This window comes from Sphingomonas sp. PEI4, from assembly GCF_056679955.1.
Genome location: NZ_CM155258.1, coordinates 609182 through 629063, shown reverse-complemented (window position 1 = coordinate 629063; position 19882 = coordinate 609182). Strand labels below are relative to the sequence as shown.

The following is a 19882-nucleotide window of genomic DNA, read 5'->3' as shown; positions in this document are numbered from 1 at the left end:
CGTGCCTCGTTCGCCATAAGGGCCGCGCGTCGGCTACTGGATTTTGCATGCGCGCGTTCTTCGTACCCATTCTCGCGGGAGGAAATCTCCGGGACAGGCTGTTGGCCTGCCTCGGGGCGCTGATAGGCATCGGCCTGACGAGTTCGATCAGCGCGTCGTTCGTTCATCCGCATGGCAGCTTGCTGCTGATCGCCGCGCCGATGGGGGCTGCTGCGGTTCTCGTTTTTGCGGTGCCGGCCAGTCCACTCGCGCAACCCTGGGCGGTCATCGTCGGCAATGTCCTCTCGGCGGTCGTCGGGGTCGTCGTGGCAAAGCTCGTGCCTGTCCCTGAACTTGCTGCGGCGATCGCCGTGGCCGGGGCGATCCTCGTGATGTCGCTCACACGGTCGCTTCACCCCCCGGCGGGCGCTGTGGCGTTGACTGCGGTGGTCGGCGGCCCTGCCGTGCTTGGGGCGGGGTTCGCGTTCGCCGTCGTACCAATCGCGCTCAACGCCGTCATCCTGACCGCGATCGGCGTTCTGTTCCACCGCGTCTCCGGCCACAGCTACCCGCATCGCGCAGTACCGGTATCCGGAAAACCGTCGATCCCGGACGAGGCGCCCTTGCATCCGGAGGATCTGGACAAGGCCTTGACCGATCTCGGCGAGACGTTCGACGTCAGCCGCGAGGATCTCGACCTGTTGTTCGGCCGCATCGAGCATCATGCGGCGCATCGTCGCCTGCGGAGCGTCGGTATCATGCCACCGGTGCGCTCCGCCTGATGACCCTACACGCTCAGCTGATCCCCAGATCCGCCGGGCCGAAAGCGTCGGGCAGCAAGTCCGATACGGTGTAGGTGCGGATCGCGTCGCCTTCTGCCGCGCCGCAATACACGGGCAAGTCCCGGCCACCCATCTGGGCGGCCTCGTTGATGACTTGGCGGCAGCGGCCGCAGGGACTCACCGGCGATGTCCCAGTAGCGTGCCCCTCCGCGTCCATAGCGCCGCCGATCACGCCGATCGCGACGATATCGCGGAGCCGCCCCGCGGCGCTTGCGGTCGCGATCGCGACCGTCTCGGCGCACAGCGACAGGCCGTAGCTCGCATTCTCGAAGTTCGCGCCGGTAATCACGCTGCCGTCGTCGAGCAGCACCGCGGCACCGACCGCGAACCGCGAATAGGGCGCGTGGGCGTTGCGCGCAGCGTCGCGTGCTGCGGCCACGAGTTGTGTTGCTTGATCAGTCATGATGCCACCACGTCCCAGTTTACCGGTCCCTCGATCCCGTCGATGCGGCGGAAATCGCTCGCACGCCACATCTGCCACGGGTGTGCGGTGTAGTCGGGCTTGAGGATATTCTCCACCGCCCATAGCGGGCGCGGGACCGCGCCCGACAGCGTGTATTGCGAATCCACCGCCTTGCTGATCCGCAGCATCACCGGCTGCCGGGTGTGAGTCTCGACCATCGTCACGAACTGCGCGATTTCGGCGATCAGCGTCGTGCGGTCCGGCCGCGCGGTGCAATCGTCGTGGAACGCGATGTCGACCGCGGTCGGCAACGCATCGGAGGTGCGCGGGACGAACGTGTTGAACGCGTTCGCCTGCTCGTCCGAACGCTGGCACAACGAGTACACATGCACCGCGCCGCGTCGCAGCCCAGCCTCGGGCAGCGCCGCCCAGTTCGCCTCGAATGCCGGATCGCGGCGGTCGGCGCCCGACGTCGCGACGATATAGGCGAAGTCGGCGCCGCTCGCACGCACCGTACCCCATTCGACCGGGCCTGGGTTCTCGGCGAGGTCGATGCCCTGCAGCGGGTATTGCTTGACGTCGGGGTGCCAGCCGGTTGCGGCGGTCCAGCCGCAGATACCGACGAAGCCGGTCGCGGCCAGCGCGGCCGCGAATTTCAAAAGTCCGTGAGCCATGTGTCTTCTAGTTGCGGATGTGGAGGACGCAGATCAGCGTGAACAGCCGTCGCGCGGTGTCGAAATCGACCTCGATCTTGCCGTCGAGACGCTCTTTCAGCAGCTCGGCGGCTTCGTTGTGGACGCCGCGGCGGGCCATGTCGACGGTCTCGATCTGTGCCGGGGAGGATTGCCGGATCGCCTGGTAATAGCTGTCGCAGATCGCGAAATAATCGCGGATCGGCCGGCGGAAGCGCCCGAGCGCGAGCACCAGCGTCTCTAGATGCGTGTCGTCCTCGCGGTGGATATGAATGCCGAGGCGTCCCTCCTCCGACTGGAGCTTGATCCGGTAGGGGCCCGCATAGCCATCGGCATAGGCACGTTGCGGGGCGAAGTGATTGCCCTCGATCAGGTCGAAGATCGCGATCCGCCGTTCCTGTTCGACGTCGGGCGAGCGCCAGCCGAGACTGGTCTCGTCGAGTTGAACGTCAATGATCCGCGGGTCGGCCATACCGGTTCGATAGCGGGGCGCGTTCGGCCTGTCACTTGTCGCGAGTGAGCCACTTATCCCCAGCATTCGGCCGCGAGTAGCTTGGACGAGCGCGCGTGCATCGCGTAGGTGCGAGCGATGGCAACTCTCGCATTCCCCGTTCCCGCCGTGGCCGAACCGCAGCAGCTTCCCCGCAACGTCGAGGCCGAAGCCGCGATGCTCGGCGCGATGATGATCGACAACCGGCTCGCGGATGATCTGGTCGACAAGCTCGAACCCGGCCACTTCTTCGAACCCGTCCATGGCCGGATCTTCGCCGCGATCAAGACGCTGCGCGGCAACGACATGCTGGTGACGCCGGTGACGCTGCGGCCGATGTTCGATGCGGACGAGGGTATGCGCGAGCTGGGCGGACCGGCGTATCTGGCGGGGCTGACCGGCAGCGGTGCGGGCCTGATCGGCGCGCGCCAGTTCGCGCAGCAGATTTACGATCTCGCGATGCTGCGTGCGCTTGTATCGGTCGGCCGGACCCTGGTCGATCGCGCGATGGACACGTCCGAGGAGGTCAATCCGCGCGCGCAGATCGAACTTGCCGAGGAGGAGCTGTTCAAGGTCGCGGCGGATGGCGGCGCCGAGAACACCGTGAAGTCGTTCGCGCAGGCGACGACCGCCGCGGTCAAGATGGCCGAGCGCGCGCTGAACTCGGGCGGCAACCTTTCGGGTGTCACGACCGGCATCGATTCGATCAACGCGAAGATCGGCGGCATGCACCACAGCGATCTCATGATCCTCGCCGGCCGTCCGGGCATGGGCAAGACCTCGCTCGCCACCAACATCGCGTTCAACGCGGCGCGACGGTGGATGCGCGACATGGCCGACGGGATCGCACCGAAGGATTCGGTCGGCGCGAAGGTCGCGTTCTTCTCGCTGGAGATGTCCGCGGATCAGCTGGCGACGCGTATTCTGGCGGAGCAGTCGGGGATCAGTTCCGAAGCGCTTCGCATGGGCAAGATCAGCCGGACCGAATTCGGGCAACTGGCGGCGGCGGCGGCTGAACTGGAGAATTTGCCGCTGTTCATCGACGACACCGGCGGCCTGTCGATCGGCGCGCTGCATACGCGCGTGCGCCGGTTGCAGCGCCGGCACAATAACGAGATCGGGCTTGTCGTGGTCGACTACCTCCAGCTGCTGTCGGGGTCGGGCAAGAGCAAGGATGGCAATCGCGTGCAGGAAATCTCCGAGATTTCTCGCGGGTTGAAGACGCTGGCAAAGGATCTGAACGTGCCGGTGCTGGCGCTTTCCCAGCTTTCGCGTGCGGTGGAATCGCGCGAGGACAAGACGCCGATGCTGTCGGATCTTCGCGAGTCGGGGTCGATCGAGCAGGACGCCGACATGGTCTGGTTCGTGTACCGCGAAGATTATTACGTCGCGTCGAAGGAGCCCAAGCGGCCGGCGGAAGGAGACAGCTCGAAAATCTTCGAGGACCACGCATCGTGGGCGGCGGAGATGGAGCGGGTTTATGGTCTGGCGGAGCTGATCATCGCCAAGCAGCGCCACGGGGCGACGGGGAAGGTTCGGATGAAGTTCGATCCGACGATCACCAAGTTCTCGGATCTGGCGGAGTATTGAGCGCTTGAGTCCCTCGCCCCTTCGGGGAGAGGGAAGGGGCCCGCGGCACTTGCCGTGGGAAGGGAGAGGGGCGTGAGGCTCGGGACGGCTCATCCAAACGCCCCTCTCCCTTCCGTCGCCTACGGCTCCTCCCTCCCTCTCCCCGGAGGGGCGAGGGACCGCGACGTCAAATTATCGGATCGTAATCGGTCGGAGCGTGGATGCCGCACTCTACCTTGTCGAAACTCCGCCAGCGGCCAGCACGCGGGTCTTCGCCTGGCGCGACCTTCGTAGTACACGGCGCACACCCGATCGACAGATACCCCTGCGCCTCCAGCGGATGCCGCGGCAGGTCATGCTCGGCGAAATACGCGTCGAGCTTGGCCTTGTCCCAGTCGGCGAGGGGATTGATCTTCAACCGCCCCTCATCCTTTTCGAACCGTGGCAGCGCAGTACGGGTGCCCGACTGGAACCCCTTCCGCCCTGAAATCCACGCGTCGAACGGCGCCAACGCGCGCCGCAACGGCTCCACTTTGCGCAAATCGCAACACCCGTCCGGATCGTACGACCAGCGCAACCCCGTCTTGTCCTTGATCGCCAGCAATCGAGGATCCGGCCGGAACACGCGAAGGTCCGTAAACCCCAGTTTCTCCGCCAGCTCGTCGCGATACGCCAGCGTCTCCCCGAACATCTTCTGCGTGTTGGTAAACACCACCGGCACGTCGACATCGACCTGCGCGACCATGTGGAGGAGCACCGCTGATTCCGCACCGAACGACGACACCGCCGCGATCCGCCCGCGCAACTCGCCGACGAGCAGTTCGAACAGCATCTCCTGCGCAGACACGCCCTCGAACCGCTCCTGCATCGCCATCGCATCGGCGCGCGTGAACGCCGGCGTGACGTCGATCATGTCGAGTTGGCGCGCGGGCTCACCCATGGCGCAGCTTCCACACCGGCACCGCGCCGTCCGCCGCCTGCTGGTACGGCGTATCGTAGCGCTCAAGGCTGGCACGCAGCACGTCGATGTCGATCGGCGCCTGCGGTGCGAAGCTGTCGAACCCGCAGCGCCGCATCAGCGGAATCTGGTCGACCAGCACGTCGCCCTGCGCCCGCAATTCGCCGGTGTAGCCCGCCTCGCGCAGGATCCGCGCGGATGAATAGCCACGCCCGTCGCGATAGCCCGGAAAGCTCACCTCGATCAGCGCAAGTTGGTCGATCTGCGGCAACAGCGCGCGAGCGTCGTCGCCCGCTTCCAGGCGAACGGCGGCCGCGTTGCTCTGTCCGATGAACGAGTCGAGCGTTACCGCAGGCTCGTCATGCGGCTCGTCGTCGCGGAAGCGGAGCAGTGTCTGGTCCGGATACTCAACCATAGATCGCCTCCTTGAACGTCTCGAAGCCGACGCGGCGGTAGGTGTCGAGGAAGCGCTCGCCGGGGTCGCGGACCTGCAGATACCGGTCGGTAACCCGTTCGATCGCGTCGACCACCCCGTCCTCCGAGAAGCCAGGCCCGGTGATCTTAGCAAGGCTCACATCCTCCGCGCCCGATCCGCCGAGCGAGAGCTGGTAATTCTCGGTGCCCTTCTTGTCGACGCCGAGGATGCCGATGTGGCCGGCATGGTGGTGCCCGCACGCGTTGATGCAGCCGCTGATCTTGAGCTTCAGTTCGCCAAGATCGCGCTGACGATCGAGACTGCCGAAGCGCGTCGCGATCTTCTGCGCGAGCGGGATCGAGCGCGCGTTGGCAAGACTGCAATAATCGAGTCCGGGGCAGGCGATGATGTCGCTGATCAGGTCGAGATTGGCCTCGGCCAGTCCCGCCTCGTTCAGCGCCGACCATACCGCGTGCAGATCCGCAATACGAACATGCGGCAAGACGATGTTCTGCGCGTGCGTGACGCGCAGTTCGTCGAAGCTGTAGCGGGTGCCGAGATCGGCCATCAGGTCGATCTGGTCCGCCGACGCATCACCGGGAATGCCGCCGATCGGTTTGAGGCTGATGTTGACGATCGCATAGCCCGGCTGCTTGTGGGCTTTCACGTTCTGGTCGAGCCAGACCGCGAAGTCGGGATCGCTGCGGTCGATGTCGGTCGACGCGTTCGGATCGAAGCCGGGCGCACCGAAGTGGCTCGTGATCCGCTCCAGTTCGGCGCGCGGAGGATCGAGGCCAAGGCCCTTCACCGCGGCGAACTCTTCCTCGACCTGGCGACGGTATTCGTCGGGGCCGATCTCGTGGAGCAGGATTTTGATCCGCGCCTTGTAGATGTTGTCGCGCCGGCCGTAGCGATTGTAGACGCGCAGGCAGGCCTCGAGATAGCTCATGAGGTCGTCGGCCGGCACGAAATCGCGGATCTCGTGGCTGATCATGGGCGTGCGACCCATGCCGCCACCGACGAAGATCTTCGCGCCGAGTTCGCCGTCACGGACGTGCAGACCGATGCCGATGTCGTGGAGGCGCATCGCCGCGCGATCCTCGTCCGCGGCGATCACGCAGATCTTGAATTTCCGCGGGAGGTACGTGAACTCGGGATGGAACGTGCTCCACTGCCGGATCAGTTCGGCCCAGGGGCGCGGATCGGCGACCTCGTCCGCGGCGGCACCGGCGAACTGGTCCGAGCTGATGTTGCGGATGCAGTTGCCCGACGTCTGTATGGCGTGCATCTCGACCGTCGCCAGCTCTTGGAGGATGTCCGGCGTCTGGTCGAGCTGGATCCAGTTGAACTGGATGTTCTGGCGCGTGGTGAAGTGGCCGTAGCCGCGATCATACTTGCGCGCGATATGGCCGAGCATCCGCATCTGGCGACCGTCCAGCGTCCCGTACGGCACCGCGACGCGCAGCATGTACGCGTGCAGCTGGAGGTACAGGCCGTTCATCAGCCGCAGCGGCTTGAACTGGTCCTCGGTCAGCTCGCCCGAAAGGCGGCGGCGGACCTGATCGCGGAACTCGTCGACGCGCTGGTCGACGATCGCCTGGTCGTATTCGTCGTATTTATACATATCAGATTACCCAGCTGCCGGCGTTAGGATCGGCGGGTTTCAAGGTGAGGTCGGGCCGCATCGTCGGGCCAAGCGCGCGAATGCGGTCCTTGATGTGGGCGGGGCGGGGGCCCTCGTCGGTCTGCGTCGCCTCGATCAGATAGGGGACGTTGACGCGACGTGCGCCTTCCTCCGCCTGTAGGATCGCTTCACCTGCCACGCCGACGTCGACCGCGTCCTCGATGTGGCGCGACCAGCCGTTGCCGGTCCACCAGACGACATCGCCGGTGGGAAGGTCGTTTCCGGTCAACAGCTTCATACGGCGGCGTCCTCTGCTACGCGGGCCCAGCGGGCCAGTTTGTCTTCGGCGTCCGACAGTTCGACGACTTCGCCCACGACGATGATCGCGGGGCTCTTGACCGCCTCGCGTGCCACCATCGGGCCGAGATCGGCAAGCAACGTGCGGATCGCGCGCGACCCCTGCAACGTGCCGCGTTCGAGCACCGCGACGGGCATGTCAGGTGCGACACCGTCGGCCATGAGCTTGTCGGCGATGTCGGTAGCGGTCGCGACGCCCATGTAGATAACCAGCGTGCGGCCCTGGCCGGCGAGTCCGGCCCAGTTCTGCTCGTTGAGCCCCTTGCACTGGCCAGCAACGAAGCTGACAGCGCTTGAATGATCACGGTGGGTGAGCGGCAGCATGGCCTCTGCTGCACAACCGAGCGCCGCCGAGACGCCGGGGATGACCTCGACGGGCAGACCGGCAGCGCGGACGGCTTCGACTTCCTCGCCGCCGCGGCCGAATACGAACGGGTCGCCGCCCTTGAGACGGATCACGATCGCACCGGTCTTCACATGCGCGATGATCAGCGCGTTGATCGCCTCCTGCGGCAGCGTGTGGCGCGCGCGCTGCTTGGCGACCGAGATGCGCTGCGCGGACGGCGGCGCGATGTCGAGCACACGCGGATCGATCAGCCCGTCATGCACGACGACGTCGGCGGTCTTCAGCGCCTCGACCGCGCGAACCGTCAGGAGGCCGGGATCGCCCGGTCCCGCCCCGACGAGGATGACGCGCCCGCGGGCGGTGGGGTCTAGGAGGCTTGCCATGCGACCGGAGATGGGCGGATGCGCGCTGCATCGCAACCGAATGATGCTTTGGCGGTCGGTAGGATTGCTTTTGCGGGGGGTAGGACATCCACGTTCGGTTCGATGGTACTCAACGCGGTCAGCCGTCAGCCGTCGGCCAGGCCGATGCCGATGCTCGCGCGGGCACTTTCGGATTCGCTGCTGACGACCGGGTAGGCGCAGTAATCGGCCGCGTAGTAGGCGCTCGGCCGGTGGTTGCCCGACCAGCCGATGCCGCCGAACGGCGCGCCCGACGAGGCGCCGTTGGTCGGCTTGTTCCAGTTGACGATGCCGGCGCGGATGTTGGCCCAGAAGCGGTCGTACAGCGCGGGAGTCTGGCTGATCAGCGACGCGGACAGGCCGTAGCGCGTGTTGTTCGCCTCGGCGATCGCGGCGTCGAAATCGTCGACGCGGACGACCTGTAGGATCGGGCCGAAGAGCTCGATATCGGGACGGTCGGCGATGTCGGTCACGTCGATCAGCGCGGGCTTCAGGAACGGCAGGCCTTCGACCGGGCGTTCGAGATGGCGGATCGGGCGGCCGCCGCGGGTGAGTAGTTCAACGAAGCTTTCGGTCAGTTGCTCCGCGGCTTCGTTGTCGATCACGGGGCCCATGAACGGGGCGGGATCGGCGTGCGGCTCACCGACGATGATCCGGCCGACCATCTTGTCGACGGTCGCGATCAGCGGATCGTAGAGCTTCGAGTCGACGATCAACCGGCGCGCAGCGGTGCAGCGCTGGCCGGCGGTGGTGAAGGCGGACTGGATGATCAGGACGGCGGCGGTGTGGAGATCCGGCGTGTCCCACACGACGATCGGGTTGTTGCCGCCCATCTCCAGCGCGAGGATCTTCTCAGGCTTGTCGGCGAACGCGCGATTGAGGGCTAGACCGGTGCTGGCCGAGCCGGTGAACAGCAGGCCGTCGATGTCGGGATGCGCAGCGAGCGCCTTCCCCTCGTTCGGACCACCGATGACGAGGCGGATGCATTCGGCAGGCACGCCCGCGGCGCGAAAACATTCGACGAGGAACGCGCCGACCGCGGGGGTCTTTTCGGACGGCTTGAAGACGACCGCGTTGCCCGCGATCAGCGCGGGCACGATGTGGCCGTTGGGCAGGTGTGCAGGGAAATTATACGGCCCCAGCACGGCGAGCACGCCGTGCGGCTTGTGGCGGACAGCGATGCGCGAGCCCATCGGCGCATCGATACGGCGTTGGGCGGTGCGATCGGCATAGGCGCTAACCGAGATGTCGACCTTGGCGATGACCGTCTCGACTTCGCCGCGTGCTTCCCAGATCGGCTTGCCGGTCTCGCGCGCGATCAGGTCGGTGAATGCGTCGTTCCGATGGCGGACGATGTTGGCGAAACGCCGCATCGTCTCGATCCGGAAGGCGAGCGGCTTCGATGCCCAGTTCGACCAGCCGGCGCGGGCGCAGGCGACTTCGGCGTCGACATCGCCGATCGGGTGGCGCCAGAGGACGGCGCCCGTGGCCGGCTCGTAGGAAATGATCTCGTCGGACATGCGCCGCTCTTGCCTTGATTCGTGGCAAGTTTCCACTGGGGTTATACCGCGCTCTCGTCATGCCCAACGCGTTCGGGCCACAGCCGCATCGGGGTGAGTTGGACCGTTGCGGGTATTTTCTCGGTAATCCTGGTCTTGGGCGCATGAGCGGCGTGTCAGCGTTCGGCGCCGTCGGCTGTCCGTGGCGATAGATTTTCGGGGCGGTGGCAGACGGCGACTTGCGCCCTATCCTTCGCCCGGTTGGCTGCCTCCGGGCCGTGGCATGTCCGTGTCCGGTTCAGCCGTCGAAGCAATGTCGGCGACCGGTCGTGTGGTATCGATCACGACTTGCCTCGATCCCGGTTGCCTCCGACCGTTTTGCCTGTTTCGAGTATCGGCCGGCGCGCGCGTATCATACAGCCAGCGTACCAGCCGTCGTCACACTAAGCTTCTCGCGCACGATGCCGTGCGTGAAGAAGGATCTGGTCATGACAATCGAATATCCTCCCGTGGTTCCAGCCGACCGCAGCCGGCCGCGGCACAAACCCGCGAGCGAAACGCGCGTCGAGCCGGTGGGGCGGCAGCAATTCGCCTCCGTGAATCTCGAAACGCGGTTCGATCACGAACTCGATACGCTTTGGACCTATATGCGGCAACGCGGGCGACCGAGCTTCAATCCGGGTCTGCTCGCGGAATTCGGCGAGTGGCAGACCGATATCTGTGCTGCGCGATCTTCTGGAACCATGCCGATCCGATATGTCGTGCTCGGGTCTCGATTTCCCGGCGTCTTTTCCCTGGGCGGCGACCTCGATCTGTTTGCGGCGCATATCCGTGACGGCAACCGTGATGCCTTGGTCGCCTATGGGCGCGCGTGCGTCCGCATCCTCCACCGCAACATGCTCGGTCTGGAGCAGCCGATCATCACGATCGCCTTGGTCGAGGGCGATGCACTGGGAGGTGGCTTCGAAGCGTTGCTCTCGTTCAATGTCGTCATTGCCGAACGCGGGACCAAATTCGGTTTGCCCGAGACGAATTTCGGCTTGTTCCCGGGGATGGGCGCACATTGCTTCCTGTCCCGTCGCTTGGGGGCGGCGCGCGCCGAGCAGATGATCCTCAGTGGAAAAACCTACAGCGCCGAAGACCTGTATGATCTGGGTATCGTCCACGCCCTGGCCGATCCCGGTCGAGGACGCGCCGACGTCGAGGCCTATATCCGCCAGAACCGCCGTCGGCACAGTGGCCATTGCGCCATCTACGAAGCCTCCCGCTCGGTAAATCCACTACCGCTTGGTGAACTCGAGGCGGTCGTTGACCTGTGGGCCGATGCGGCACTTCGGCTGAGTGAGGCGGACCTCAAACTCATGCGACGGTTGGTAGGCGCCCAGACCCGCTTGCTGGACAAGGCGGCATAAGGCTGTGGTGGTCAGGATCGCCCCCTCGCCTTGAGCTGGTTCCCGGCAAGCATGGACGCAACCATGCTTGCCGGCATCGGGCGCGCCAGCAGGAACCCTTGCACCGCGTCGCACCGGGTGCGTCGCAGTTGATCGAGTTGGGCCTGCGTCTCGATACCTTCGGCAACGGTTCGCATTCCCAGCTTTGCCGCAAGCTCGATTACGGTCTGGACGATCGCCACGGATGCAGGGTTCTGATCGAGGTCCGTGATGAAGGAGCGATCGATCTTGAGCGTCTGGAATGGAAACTTGGTCAGGTAGCTGAGCGAGGAATAACCGGTCCCGAAATCGTCCAGCGTCGTGTGGACGTTGAGGCGGTTGATCGCATTCAACGCCGCAAGGGATGCATCGATGTCGTCGAGAAGCACCGACTCGGTCACCTCCAGCTCCAGACGTTCGGCTGGCAGGCCGCTCGACGCCAACGCGCTCATGATGACCATCGGAAGATTGCTCGATCGCAACTGGATCGGCGATAGATTGACGGCGATCTGCACGTCGCTGGGCCATTCGCTCGCGGTCCGGCACGCCTCGCGGATGACCCACCCGCCAATGGCGTCGATCAACCCATTGTCTTCCGCGAGGGGAATGAACTCCGCGGGTGGAACCGAACCGTGGCGGCGGTTGGTCCATCGCAGCAGCGCTTCGCACGACAATACGCGTTGCCCGGCAAGGTCGAAGATCGGCTGGAACATCATGTGGAACTCCCCTCGTTCCAACGCACCCTGCAGCTCCAGCGCCAGATCCCGGCTGCGCTCGACCTTCTCATCCATGAGCGGCTCGTAGAAACAGATCCGCCCCCGGCCGGTGTCCTTCGCCCGATACAGCGCCAGATCAGCGTTCTTCAGCAAAGTATCGGCATCAGCGCCGTCGGCGGGTGCGATCGCGATACCCAGCGAGGCGCCGACACGCAGCAGGCGTCCATCGTGATGGACCGGCTGCTCCACCAACTCGATGATTTTCCGTCCGATCGACGTCGCGGCGATCTTGTGTTCGATTTCACAGACGACCGCAAATTCGTCGCCACCCAGTCGCGCAACGATCCCGCTGGCTCCGAACGCGTCGTCCAGTCGGCGCGCTATGCATACCAGCAGTGCGTTGCCTGCCAGATGTCCGAACGAGTCGTTGATTTCCTTGAACCGATCAAGGTCTATCCAGTGGATCGCCAACCACCGACGGCCGCCGTCCAGAGATCGGAGGCGGTCTTCAAACCGTTCTCTAAACGCCGTCCGGTTGGCAACGCCGGTCAGGTCGTCACGGCGGGCGATTGCAGCATGATGCTCGGCCAGTGCCGCCTTCTCGCGTGACGCCACCGTCGCTCTCAAAATGACGCCGTAAGTCTGCAGCGTGATGTCCATCATCGCAACGACGAACAGGGCGATGACGACCGCAAGAAGGATCTTGAGGTAATCGCCCGAAACGATCAGTCCGACCACCAGGGGGAACGATGCACTGCATAGCTGCGAAAGTGCGATCCAGGGACGTCCCGCGTTACGGCCGGCGATACCGGCGGCATACCCGATCGTTGTCGTCACCGCGAGCAATTGCAACACGCCATCGCTCGTGTTCACCAACGTCAGTAGCCCGAAAATACCGAGCAGTGCCGAGTAACACAGCGCGCCAGCGCGGTAGACGAACTCCTGTCGGCGGCTGGCTGATCCGCTCGCGGCGGTTCGCCGTGGTGTGCCCCATTTAAGTCGCACCGCGTCGCCGACGCGGATGCACGCGACGATGGCGATCGCGACTGCGCAGACCAGCATGACCCGAATGCCGCTGACGATCGACACGGTTACCGTAATGGCGCTGCTGGTCACTGCACCGATGATCAGCGATCTGGGCGATGCGTACAGTGATTCCACAAGCGTCGCGCGCACGGCATCGGCAATCGCCTGATCGGAATGCCGGAGCTGTCTCAGACGGGGGATTAGGCCATTCATGAATTCCGCTTAGAATGCGTGAAGTGAAAAAAACCGAAACATATCGGTCGTTTGGAAAAATGCGTCATGGCAAGCGCCCTGCTATACTTGGCTATGGCAGCTGAGAAGAGAACTGCCTTTGACCAGACGCACGAAATCGGCGGCGTATCCTCGCGAGCCGCATATCGATCGGCGTTGGCGCCGCGGATGTCGCCGCACTGCTAGGGCCAGCCACTTGGGGCGCAGACCAGAGAGGCGCCTACCGAGGATAGCGCCCTCCGAGATCATAGGCTGCCGACGTCACACCAGCCCGCGCCCTTCGAGCTTCAGCACTGGCACGAACCTGCCACGGGTATTGGCCGGCATCGTGACGTGCAGGCCCTTTGCATCCTGCCGATGCGCAATTGCGTCGCCGCCAAGCAACGTCACGCGTTCGACAACGCCGCTATTCAGCGTCCGCGCCAACGAGGCGATCGTCGCAGCCCCTGCAGGCCAGCCGAGGAACACCGCATACAGCGCGCCCTTGTTGGTCGTGAACCGGATGTCCTTGGCCGTGAACGGCTTTACCGTCTCGTTCTGCATCCCCGTCGGCAGGATCGTCGGACCCTCGCCATACCGCCGCCACGGTCGCGAGCCGAAGATCGCTTCGCCGTTGATCGCCACCCAATCCGTCATGCCGTCGAGGATATGCTCGACCTCGCTGTCGATCGAGCCGTCGCCGGGCTGCGGCACAGAGAGCAGCAGATTGCCGTTCTTCGACACGACGTCGGCAAGACGCTGGATCACTTCGGGCGCGCTCTTGTAGCTTTTGTCGCGGAGGCGGGCGACGTTGTAGAACCAGTCGCCGAGGCAGGTGTCGGTCTGCCACGGCTCATCCCAGATATGGTCGGTATAGCCGCGCTCGACGTCCTCGACCAATCCGAAGCGATGGCCCAGCTGGATCTTCTTGGCAGTGAGGACGACGTCAATCTTGCCATGCCACTGGATCGAGCGGTTGTAATAGTCGGCGAGCGATTCCAGTCCGATCGGCCCGAATGGCAACTCGTAATCGTCGAAGTACACCATGTCCGGCTTGTACTTGTCAATTAAGTCGGTCTGACGCAGCAGCCACTTCGCCGCATAGCCGGGCGCGTCCTTCGGGCCGTGCTCCATCCACTGGCCGTCGTTCTTGTCATGCCAGTCGTTCATCGCGGCTATGCTGTCGATGCCGTCGGGGGCCGCCATGTGCGCGCCGGTATAGAGTTGCTGCGGGTCGAGACCGTCCCACCATTTGCCCTTGCCGTCGGCCTTGCGCAGCGTCGATGCGTCGTAGCGCACGCCTTTCAAAGGCCCGGTCGGATCATAAGCGTAGCCGGTCTGGTACCAGTGCCACGCGTGCGCGGCGTGGTTCGAGACGCCGAACTTCAGCCCGGCTTTCCGCGCGGCCTTTTCCCAGATGCCGACGATGTCGCGCTTCGGGCCGACGCGCAGCGAGTTCCAGGCGTGATAGCGGCTGTCGTAGCAGTCGAGATTGTCGTGATGACAGGCGAGCGACATGAAATACTTCGCGCCGGCCTTCTTGTAGCGTTCGATCAGCGCGTCGGGATCCCAGCGGTCCGCGGTCCAGCGGTTCTGGATGTCCATCATGCCCGTCTTCGACGGATGGCCGTAGGTCTTCAGGTGATGCTCGTACATCGGATGGCCCTGCATATACAGGAACCGGCCGTACCAATCGCCTTGCTCGGGGACCGATTGCGGGCCCCAGTGCGACCACAGCCCCAGCTTCGCATCGCGGAACCAGTCGGGGTAGCGGTACGCGTTCACGAGCGAAGGCCAGTTCGGCTTCACCGGCCCGGCGGCGAGACCCATCGGGCTTTGTGCGACGGCACCACGCGCCGCGCCGAGCGCCGCTATGCCGGCGAGAACCGACCGCCTGTTAAAATCAATCATTTGGTTTTACCGCCAAGGGTTTTTGCGATCGCGGCCAGCGCGAGGGGCTTCATCACGGCATACCCCCGCGGGGTCGGGTGGACGCCGTCGGTGGCATAACCCGGCTTCATCCCGCCGTCCGGCCCGGCGAGTGCAGCGTGGTAGTCGACATAGGTGAAGCCGTTCTTGGCCGCATAGCCGCGTAGCCATGTGTTGAGCGCGACGATCTGCGGCGCGGGCTTCATCGCCGGGCTCCACGGAAACGCGGCGGCGGGGGGCGTCGAGGCGAGGATCACCTTGATACCGTGAACTCTCGCAAGTTCGGCCATTGTTTCGATGTTGCCCTGCACCGTTTCGATCGTCGCGGCGCCGGTATTGCCGGCGATGTCGTTGGTGCCCGCCATGATGTGTACCGCGACCGGCTTCAGCGCGAGCACGTCGGCGCGGAAGCGGACCAGCATCTGCGGCGTGGTCTGCCCGCTGATCCCGCGATCGACGAGGCCGCCGGTGAACAGCGCGGTATCGGCACCGATCCAGTTGTCGGTAATCGAATCGCCCATGAAGACGACGCGCACCTTATCGCCCGACGCGACCAGCGCTGCGTTCTGTGTGGCGTACCGACAAAGCTGCGCGAAATCGCGCGTCAACATATGCAGCTTCCAGCTATTCCAGCCGGCCCCATCGGTCGGCTTGGGATGCGCCGGGCAGGGATCGGCGACGATCCCGACAGGATCGCCAGCGTAGGGATCGCCGGGAATAATGGTTTGGGCGACGCTTGGTTGTACCGCGAAACTGGCGACGAGCATCGCGCGCGCGGTACGTGAAAGTCGGGTCCTGATCATATCGTGTTATATCCCCGACCGGTTCATGTCTGACAATCTCCGAACAGCTCTAGCTTTAATCCATTATAACTCAAAGTTACGGCTACCATGCCGCCTGAACGGCTAGGAGGACAAACAGCACGAGTGAAATCCCTCTTCACAACTGCGAACATCGTGATATGACAAATCAAGGCCGTTAGCGCTACCGCTAGCTTAAAAGGTCGAAGGAGGGAACGGGCAGGGTCGTCGATCCGAGCCGTACCATCGAAACTTCAGGCGGAAATCCGCCACCCCGGAATGCAACTGGCCCGGGAAGTAACCGGCGACGGCACGACAACGTGACGTGGTCAATCGATGTGTTGAAAGGGTTTATCATGCTCGTCCGTTCGCAGCGCGAGATCGCGCTTCGTCTGCTCACCGGGTCCTCTGCCGCCGTGCTCGCGCTGAGCCTGGTGCCAGCCGCGTCTGCGCAGGATGCGACGTCCGCTGCTCCCGTTGCCGCCGCCCCGGTTGCCGAACCACAGGCGACGCCCGATGTGCAGGCGACCGGTAGCGCAATCACCGCACCGAGCGGCGACCAGGGCCAGCCCGTCGAGGCGGCCTCGGCTCCCGGCGGCGATGACATCGTCGTGACCGGCGTCCGCGCCAGCCTTCGCAGCGCGCAGGCGATCAAGCGCAACTCCGACCAGATCGTCGACTCGATCGTCGCCGAAGACATCGGCAAGCTGCCCGATCGCAACGTCGCCGAAGCGCTTCAGCGTATCTCGGGCATTCAGGTCACCCGCAACTACGGCGAAGGCAGCTCGGTCGCGATCCGCGGCCTGACGCAGGTCCGCACCGAGCTCAACGGCCGCGACATCTTCACGGCCAGCGGCACCGGTACGTCGCTGAGCCTTGAGGACATCCCCTCCGAGTTGCTGGCCGGTATCGACGTCTACAAGAACCCGTCGGCGGACCTGATCGAGGATCAGCTTAGCGGCACGATCAACCTTCGCACGCGCAAGGCATTCGACTTCGACGGCTTCAAGATCTCGGCCGGGGTCGCGAACACCTATTACGACCTCGCGGGCAAGAGCCAGCCGACCGCGTCGGTGCTGCTCAGCGATCGCTGGAAGACCGGCATCGGCGAGATCGGCTTGCTGGTCAGCGCCTCGTACCAGAAGACCGTGTTCAGCCAGGACACGATCACGACCGAGCCGTTCAACACGCTCAATCCGAACGATCCGGATCTCCCGACGCGCGCTGCTTCGGTTGCGGCGCTGGCGGCGCTGGGTCGCACCGGTCAGGTCACGACCATTCCGCACGGCGGCGGCATCGGCCAGGTCAACGGCGCGCGCAGGCGCTTCGGCATCGATGCGTCGCTGCAGTGGCGCCCGACGGATACGCTCGAAATCACTGGCGAGCTGTTCCGCAACGATTACAAGTTCCGCTACGACGACTTCAGCTATTTCGCTGAGCCAGCGGACGGCGTGACGAACGTCGTGCCTGTCGCGGGCGCGCCCTTCGTCTTCCTTCCGAACGGCGACTTCCAGAGCGGCACGTTCCAGAATATCCGCGCGGCCGCCAACACCAGCCTCGAGGACCGTCATTCGACGACGACCGACTATTCGCTGAACGCGAAGTGGCGGCCGAGCCCGAACCTGACGATCACCGCGGACGGCCAGTTCGTCGATTCGAAGACGACCCGCACGCGGTCGATCGTCGGCCTGAGCGGCACCGGCGACGGCACGCTCGTCCATGACATTTCGGGCGATCTGCCTTCGTTCCAGATCACGACGCCCGCGGGCCTGACCAACGCAGCAACTTACGCCTCCGCCTTCTACCTCGACAACCTCAACCGCGCGCGGGGCAAGGACAAGACCGCACGCCTGGACGGCGAGTACAAGTTCGACAACGGCGTGCTGCAGTCGATCAAGCTCGGCGTGCGCTACGCCGACCGCAGCAGCCGCTACAGCGACACTGGCTATCGCTTCACCGGCCTGAGTGCGGTGCCGAGCCAGCTCGAATTCGCCGATTTCAGCAAGTTCTTCCGTGGTGACGCCAACCTGTTCGGCAACGCCCTGCTGTTCTCGCGCGGTATCGCGCAGGATTATGACGCGACGCGCGCCACGCTCGGCATCACGACAGTGCCCAGCTATCAGCCAAGCAGCACGAGCACGCAGTCGCAGAAGACCTATACCGGCTATGCCACCGCGTTCTTCAAGACCGACGATCTGCCCGTGCCGATCGACGGCAATATCGGGTTGCGCGTCGTGCAGACCAAGCTTGGCGTTGCGGGCTTTTATCGGCAGACAGACCTGATCACGCCCGTCGACGGGGGGCCGCAGGTCACGGGCCCAACGACCTTCAACGCGATCACCAACGAGGACAGCTACACGTCGGTTCTGCCGAGTGCGAATTTCCGCGCGCATCTGACCGAGAAGCTGCAGCTCCGCATCGCAGTGTCGAAGAACATCTCGCGTCCTACGTTGAACCAGCTCAATCCTAGCCTGGACATCACCGAGCCCGGCCGCCAGACGATCGGGCAGGAGCAGTACACGTCGGGCGGCAACCCGAATTTGAAGCCGATGACCTCGAATAATCTCGATGGTTCGGCCGAATGGTATTTCGCGCCGACTGGATCGTTGACCATCGCCGGCTTCTACAAGAACATTTCCGACTATATTCAGACCGGCATCTCGCAGCGTCGCGTGACGTTCACCGATGGGCTAAGCGCGAACTACAGTGTGACGTCGTACAGCAACGTCAGCAACGCCAAGGTGAAGGGCGCCGAAGTCGCCTATCAGCAATTCTTCGACTTCCTGCCCGGACCGCTCGCCGGCCTGGGCGCGCAGGCGAACTTCACCTTCGTCGATTCCAGTGCTCCGAGCCCGGCGACCGAGGGGCCGGTGCGCCAGCTGCCGCTGCAGGGGCTGTCCAAGTACAACTACAATTTGATCGGCATCTACGAGCGTGGGATCCTGTCCGCGCGCGTCGCGTATAACTGGCGCAGCAGGTATCTCGTGCTCACCTCGGGCAACGGCACGGGCAACCTGCCGGTGTTCCAGAAGGCGTCGGGCCAGCTTGATGCGTCGGTTACCGCCAACGTGACGCCGCATTTCTCGCTGACGCTGGCCGGGGTCAACCTGACCAATACCGTGCGCTCGACCTATTACGGCGTCACGACCCGCCCACGCGATTCGATCATGAGCGATCGCCAGATCTCGGGCATCGCGCGCATCACCTTCTGATCGCTTCCCTCTTCAACCGTCTCTCCCCGACTGGCCGGATCTCACGATCCGGCCATTTTTTTGCGTGCCGGTATTTTGGGAAAGCGGTTGGCGCGCCCGGAGGGGTTCGAACCCCCGACCGAGGAGGTAGAAGCTCCTTGCTCTATCCAGCTGAGCTACGGGCGCGCGCTGCGGCGACGACTAGCGCGGATTGTGCGGGCTTGGAACCTCGATCATAACGGTCTGCATGGTTATTGGTACGGATGAAGCGCGGCGGCCGGAGCCGGTTGCCGCGAGCGCGGTCAGCGGTTCGCAGTTTCGCTATTTTGATTTCGTCATGGCGGCGTTCGTGACGATCCTGCTGCTGTCTAACGTGATCGGCGCGGGCAAGCGTGCGGTGATCGACCTGCCGTTTGTCGGCGCGTGGCCGTTCGGGGCGGGTATTCTCTTTTTTCCGATCAGCTATGTGATCGGTGACGTCCTGACCGAGGTCTATGGTTACGCCTACGCGCGCCGCTGCATCTGGGCGGGGTTCGGGGCGATGCTGTTCATGGTGTTCATGTCGGCGGTCGTCGTCGCGTTGCCGCCCGACGCCGGGTGGACCGGGCAGGCGGCGTACGAATCCGTGTTCGGGCAGGTGCCGCGGATCGTGTTCGCGTCGATCTGCGCGTTCTGGGTCGGGGAGTTCGCCAACAGCTTCGTACTGGCGCGGATGAAGATCTGGACGCAGGGGCGGATGCTGTGGACGCGGACGATCGGCAGCACTGTGGTGGGGCAGGCGTTCGACAGCCTGATCTTCTATCCGCTTGCGTTCTATGGCGCGCCGGACTGGCCGGTGGAGGCCATGCTGATGGTGATGGTCAGCCAGTTCTTGCTGAAGGTGTCTTGGGAGGTGCTGCTGACGCCACTGACCTATGTGGCGGTCGGGTGGCTGAAGCGGCGTGAGGGCGTCGATGTGTATGATCGGGGGACGGACTTTTCGCCGTTCCGGACGCGGGTCTAGGC

At 64.4% G+C, this 19882-nt stretch carries 18 protein-coding genes and 1 tRNA gene; 6 read left to right on the top strand and 13 right to left on the bottom strand.

Annotated elements, in window-relative coordinates:
- The first annotated feature begins 47 nt into the window (after positions 1 to 47).
- Positions 48 to 761: an HPP family protein gene (locus AC1MLZ_RS02695; RefSeq protein ID WP_480960329.1), complete on the top strand. Its 714-nt coding sequence runs from the start codon at positions 48 to 50 to the stop codon at positions 759 to 761.
- A 13-nt stretch (positions 762 to 774) separates the two neighbouring features.
- Here the strand turns inward: AC1MLZ_RS02695 and cdd are convergent, their stop codons facing one another.
- From cdd to AC1MLZ_RS02680, 3 genes are read right to left on the bottom strand one after another with little or no spacing between them, the layout of a single operon-like run.
- A complete protein-coding gene (gene cdd, locus AC1MLZ_RS02690) occupies positions 775 to 1224 on the bottom strand; it encodes a cytidine deaminase (RefSeq protein WP_480960328.1) in 450 nt (149 codons plus the stop codon).
- Entirely contained in the window at positions 1221 to 1898 is a 678-nt protein-coding gene (locus tag AC1MLZ_RS02685; protein WP_480960327.1) for a glycoside hydrolase family 25 protein, read from the bottom strand. The genes cdd and AC1MLZ_RS02685 overlap by 4 nt, the downstream gene beginning before the upstream one ends.
- Positions 1899 to 1905: 7 nt before the next feature.
- On the bottom strand, positions 1906 to 2388 hold the full coding sequence (locus tag AC1MLZ_RS02680) for a UPF0262 family protein (RefSeq protein ID WP_480960326.1): 483 nt from the start codon (positions 2386 to 2388) through the stop codon (positions 1906 to 1908).
- 117 nt (positions 2389 to 2505) lie between these two features.
- Between AC1MLZ_RS02680 and AC1MLZ_RS02675 the strand changes: the two genes are divergently transcribed.
- Positions 2506 to 3996 (top strand): replicative DNA helicase, encoded by a 1491-nt coding sequence (locus AC1MLZ_RS02675; protein ID WP_480960325.1) that lies wholly within the window; start codon positions 2506 to 2508, stop codon positions 3994 to 3996.
- Positions 3997 to 4162: 166 nt separating this feature from the next.
- On the opposite strand, the gene AC1MLZ_RS02670 is transcribed toward AC1MLZ_RS02675, so the two are convergent.
- From AC1MLZ_RS02670 to astD, 6 genes are all read right to left on the bottom strand, one after another.
- Positions 4163 to 4915, bottom strand: coding sequence for a phosphoadenylyl-sulfate reductase (locus tag AC1MLZ_RS02670; RefSeq protein WP_480960324.1), 753 nt, complete (start codon positions 4913 to 4915; stop codon positions 4163 to 4165).
- Positions 4908 to 5348 (bottom strand): DUF934 domain-containing protein, encoded by a 441-nt coding sequence (locus tag AC1MLZ_RS02665; RefSeq protein WP_480960323.1) that lies wholly within the window; start codon positions 5346 to 5348, stop codon positions 4908 to 4910. The genes AC1MLZ_RS02670 and AC1MLZ_RS02665 overlap by 8 nt, the downstream gene beginning before the upstream one ends.
- Positions 5341 to 6972, bottom strand: a complete 1632-nt coding sequence (locus tag AC1MLZ_RS02660) for a nitrite/sulfite reductase (RefSeq protein ID WP_480960322.1) — start codon at positions 6970 to 6972, stop codon at positions 5341 to 5343. The genes AC1MLZ_RS02665 and AC1MLZ_RS02660 overlap by 8 nt, the downstream gene beginning before the upstream one ends.
- Position 6973: 1 nt before the next feature.
- Positions 6974 to 7270, bottom strand: coding sequence for a DUF2849 domain-containing protein (locus AC1MLZ_RS02655; RefSeq protein ID WP_480960321.1), 297 nt, complete (start codon positions 7268 to 7270; stop codon positions 6974 to 6976).
- Entirely contained in the window at positions 7267 to 8058 is a 792-nt protein-coding gene (cobA, locus tag AC1MLZ_RS02650) for a uroporphyrinogen-III C-methyltransferase (RefSeq protein WP_480960320.1), read from the bottom strand. The genes AC1MLZ_RS02655 and cobA overlap by 4 nt, the downstream gene beginning before the upstream one ends.
- A 125-nt stretch (positions 8059 to 8183) precedes the next feature.
- Entirely contained in the window at positions 8184 to 9596 is a 1413-nt protein-coding gene (gene astD, locus AC1MLZ_RS02645; RefSeq protein ID WP_480960319.1) for a succinylglutamate-semialdehyde dehydrogenase, read from the bottom strand.
- A gap of 467 nt (positions 9597 to 10063) precedes the next feature.
- On the opposite strand from astD, the gene AC1MLZ_RS02640 reads away from it, so the two are divergent.
- Complete coding sequence (locus AC1MLZ_RS02640; protein WP_480960318.1) at positions 10064 to 10987, top strand: crotonase/enoyl-CoA hydratase family protein; 924 nt, start codon at positions 10064 to 10066, stop codon at positions 10985 to 10987.
- 11 nt (positions 10988 to 10998) lie between these two features.
- On the opposite strand, the gene AC1MLZ_RS02635 is transcribed toward AC1MLZ_RS02640, so the two are convergent.
- Complete coding sequence (locus AC1MLZ_RS02635) at positions 10999 to 12783, bottom strand: putative bifunctional diguanylate cyclase/phosphodiesterase (RefSeq protein WP_480960317.1); 1785 nt, start codon at positions 12781 to 12783, stop codon at positions 10999 to 11001.
- On the opposite strand from AC1MLZ_RS02635, the gene AC1MLZ_RS02630 reads away from it, so the two are divergent.
- Complete coding sequence (locus tag AC1MLZ_RS02630) at positions 12782 to 12916, top strand: hypothetical protein (protein WP_480960316.1); 135 nt, start codon at positions 12782 to 12784, stop codon at positions 12914 to 12916. The two genes, AC1MLZ_RS02635 and AC1MLZ_RS02630, sit on opposite strands and share 2 nt — an antisense overlap.
- 323 nt (positions 12917 to 13239) lie before the next feature.
- Here the strand turns inward: AC1MLZ_RS02630 and AC1MLZ_RS02625 are convergent, their stop codons facing one another.
- Positions 13240 to 14868 (bottom strand): alpha-L-fucosidase, encoded by a 1629-nt coding sequence (locus tag AC1MLZ_RS02625; RefSeq protein ID WP_480960315.1) that lies wholly within the window; start codon positions 14866 to 14868, stop codon positions 13240 to 13242.
- Entirely contained in the window at positions 14865 to 15653 is a 789-nt protein-coding gene (locus tag AC1MLZ_RS02620; RefSeq protein ID WP_480961456.1) for an SGNH/GDSL hydrolase family protein, read from the bottom strand. The genes AC1MLZ_RS02625 and AC1MLZ_RS02620 overlap by 4 nt, the downstream gene beginning before the upstream one ends.
- Positions 15654 to 16042: 389 nt before the next feature.
- Between AC1MLZ_RS02620 and AC1MLZ_RS02615 the strand changes: the two genes are divergently transcribed.
- On the top strand, positions 16043 to 18898 hold the full coding sequence (locus AC1MLZ_RS02615; protein WP_480960314.1) for a TonB-dependent receptor: 2856 nt from the start codon (positions 16043 to 16045) through the stop codon (positions 18896 to 18898).
- A gap of 88 nt (positions 18899 to 18986) precedes the next feature.
- Here the strand turns inward: AC1MLZ_RS02615 and AC1MLZ_RS02610 are convergent.
- Positions 18987 to 19063 (bottom strand) — tRNA-Arg (locus tag AC1MLZ_RS02610).
- A gap of 61 nt (positions 19064 to 19124) precedes the next feature.
- On the opposite strand from AC1MLZ_RS02610, the gene AC1MLZ_RS02605 reads away from it, so the two are divergent.
- On the top strand, positions 19125 to 19880 hold the full coding sequence (locus tag AC1MLZ_RS02605) for a queuosine precursor transporter (protein WP_480960313.1): 756 nt from the start codon (positions 19125 to 19127) through the stop codon (positions 19878 to 19880).
- The last annotated feature ends 2 nt before the right edge of the window (positions 19881 to 19882 follow it).

What these genes read in the sequence shown, in the direction of transcription:
- astD (WP_480960319.1), bottom strand. Translation starts at nt 9,596, where the DNA reads ATGTCCGACGAGATCATTTCCTACGAGCCGGCCACGGGCGCCGTCCTC.
- AC1MLZ_RS02685 (WP_480960327.1), bottom strand. Translation starts at nt 1,898, where the DNA reads ATGGCTCACGGACTTTTGAAATTCGCGGCCGCGCTGGCCGCGACCGGC.
- AC1MLZ_RS02640 (WP_480960318.1), top strand. Translation starts at nt 10,064, where the DNA reads ATGACAATCGAATATCCTCCCGTGGTTCCAGCCGACCGCAGCCGGCCG.
- cdd (WP_480960328.1), bottom strand. Translation starts at nt 1,224, where the DNA reads ATGACTGATCAAGCAACACAACTCGTGGCCGCAGCACGCGACGCTGCG.
- AC1MLZ_RS02695 (WP_480960329.1), top strand. Translation starts at nt 48, where the DNA reads ATGCGCGCGTTCTTCGTACCCATTCTCGCGGGAGGAAATCTCCGGGAC.
- AC1MLZ_RS02615 (WP_480960314.1), top strand. Translation starts at nt 16,043, where the DNA reads ATGCTCGTCCGTTCGCAGCGCGAGATCGCGCTTCGTCTGCTCACCGGG.
- cobA (WP_480960320.1), bottom strand. Translation starts at nt 8,058, where the DNA reads ATGGCAAGCCTCCTAGACCCCACCGCCCGCGGGCGCGTCATCCTCGTC.
- AC1MLZ_RS02675 (WP_480960325.1), top strand. Translation starts at nt 2,506, where the DNA reads ATGGCAACTCTCGCATTCCCCGTTCCCGCCGTGGCCGAACCGCAGCAG.
- AC1MLZ_RS02625 (WP_480960315.1), bottom strand. Translation starts at nt 14,868, where the DNA reads ATGATTGATTTTAACAGGCGGTCGGTTCTCGCCGGCATAGCGGCGCTC.
- AC1MLZ_RS02655 (WP_480960321.1), bottom strand. Translation starts at nt 7,270, where the DNA reads ATGAAGCTGTTGACCGGAAACGACCTTCCCACCGGCGATGTCGTCTGG.
- AC1MLZ_RS02605 (WP_480960313.1), top strand. Translation starts at nt 19,125, where the DNA reads ATGGTTATTGGTACGGATGAAGCGCGGCGGCCGGAGCCGGTTGCCGCG.
- AC1MLZ_RS02630 (WP_480960316.1), top strand. Translation starts at nt 12,782, where the DNA reads ATGACCCGAATGCCGCTGACGATCGACACGGTTACCGTAATGGCGCTG.
- AC1MLZ_RS02670 (WP_480960324.1), bottom strand. Translation starts at nt 4,915, where the DNA reads ATGGGTGAGCCCGCGCGCCAACTCGACATGATCGACGTCACGCCGGCG.
- AC1MLZ_RS02680 (WP_480960326.1), bottom strand. Translation starts at nt 2,388, where the DNA reads ATGGCCGACCCGCGGATCATTGACGTTCAACTCGACGAGACCAGTCTC.
- AC1MLZ_RS02660 (WP_480960322.1), bottom strand. Translation starts at nt 6,972, where the DNA reads ATGTATAAATACGACGAATACGACCAGGCGATCGTCGACCAGCGCGTC.
- AC1MLZ_RS02620 (WP_480961456.1), bottom strand. Translation starts at nt 15,653, where the DNA reads ATGCTCGTCGCCAGTTTCGCGGTACAACCAAGCGTCGCCCAAACCATT.
- AC1MLZ_RS02665 (WP_480960323.1), bottom strand. Translation starts at nt 5,348, where the DNA reads ATGGTTGAGTATCCGGACCAGACACTGCTCCGCTTCCGCGACGACGAG.
- AC1MLZ_RS02635 (WP_480960317.1), bottom strand. Translation starts at nt 12,783, where the DNA reads ATGCTGGTCTGCGCAGTCGCGATCGCCATCGTCGCGTGCATCCGCGTC.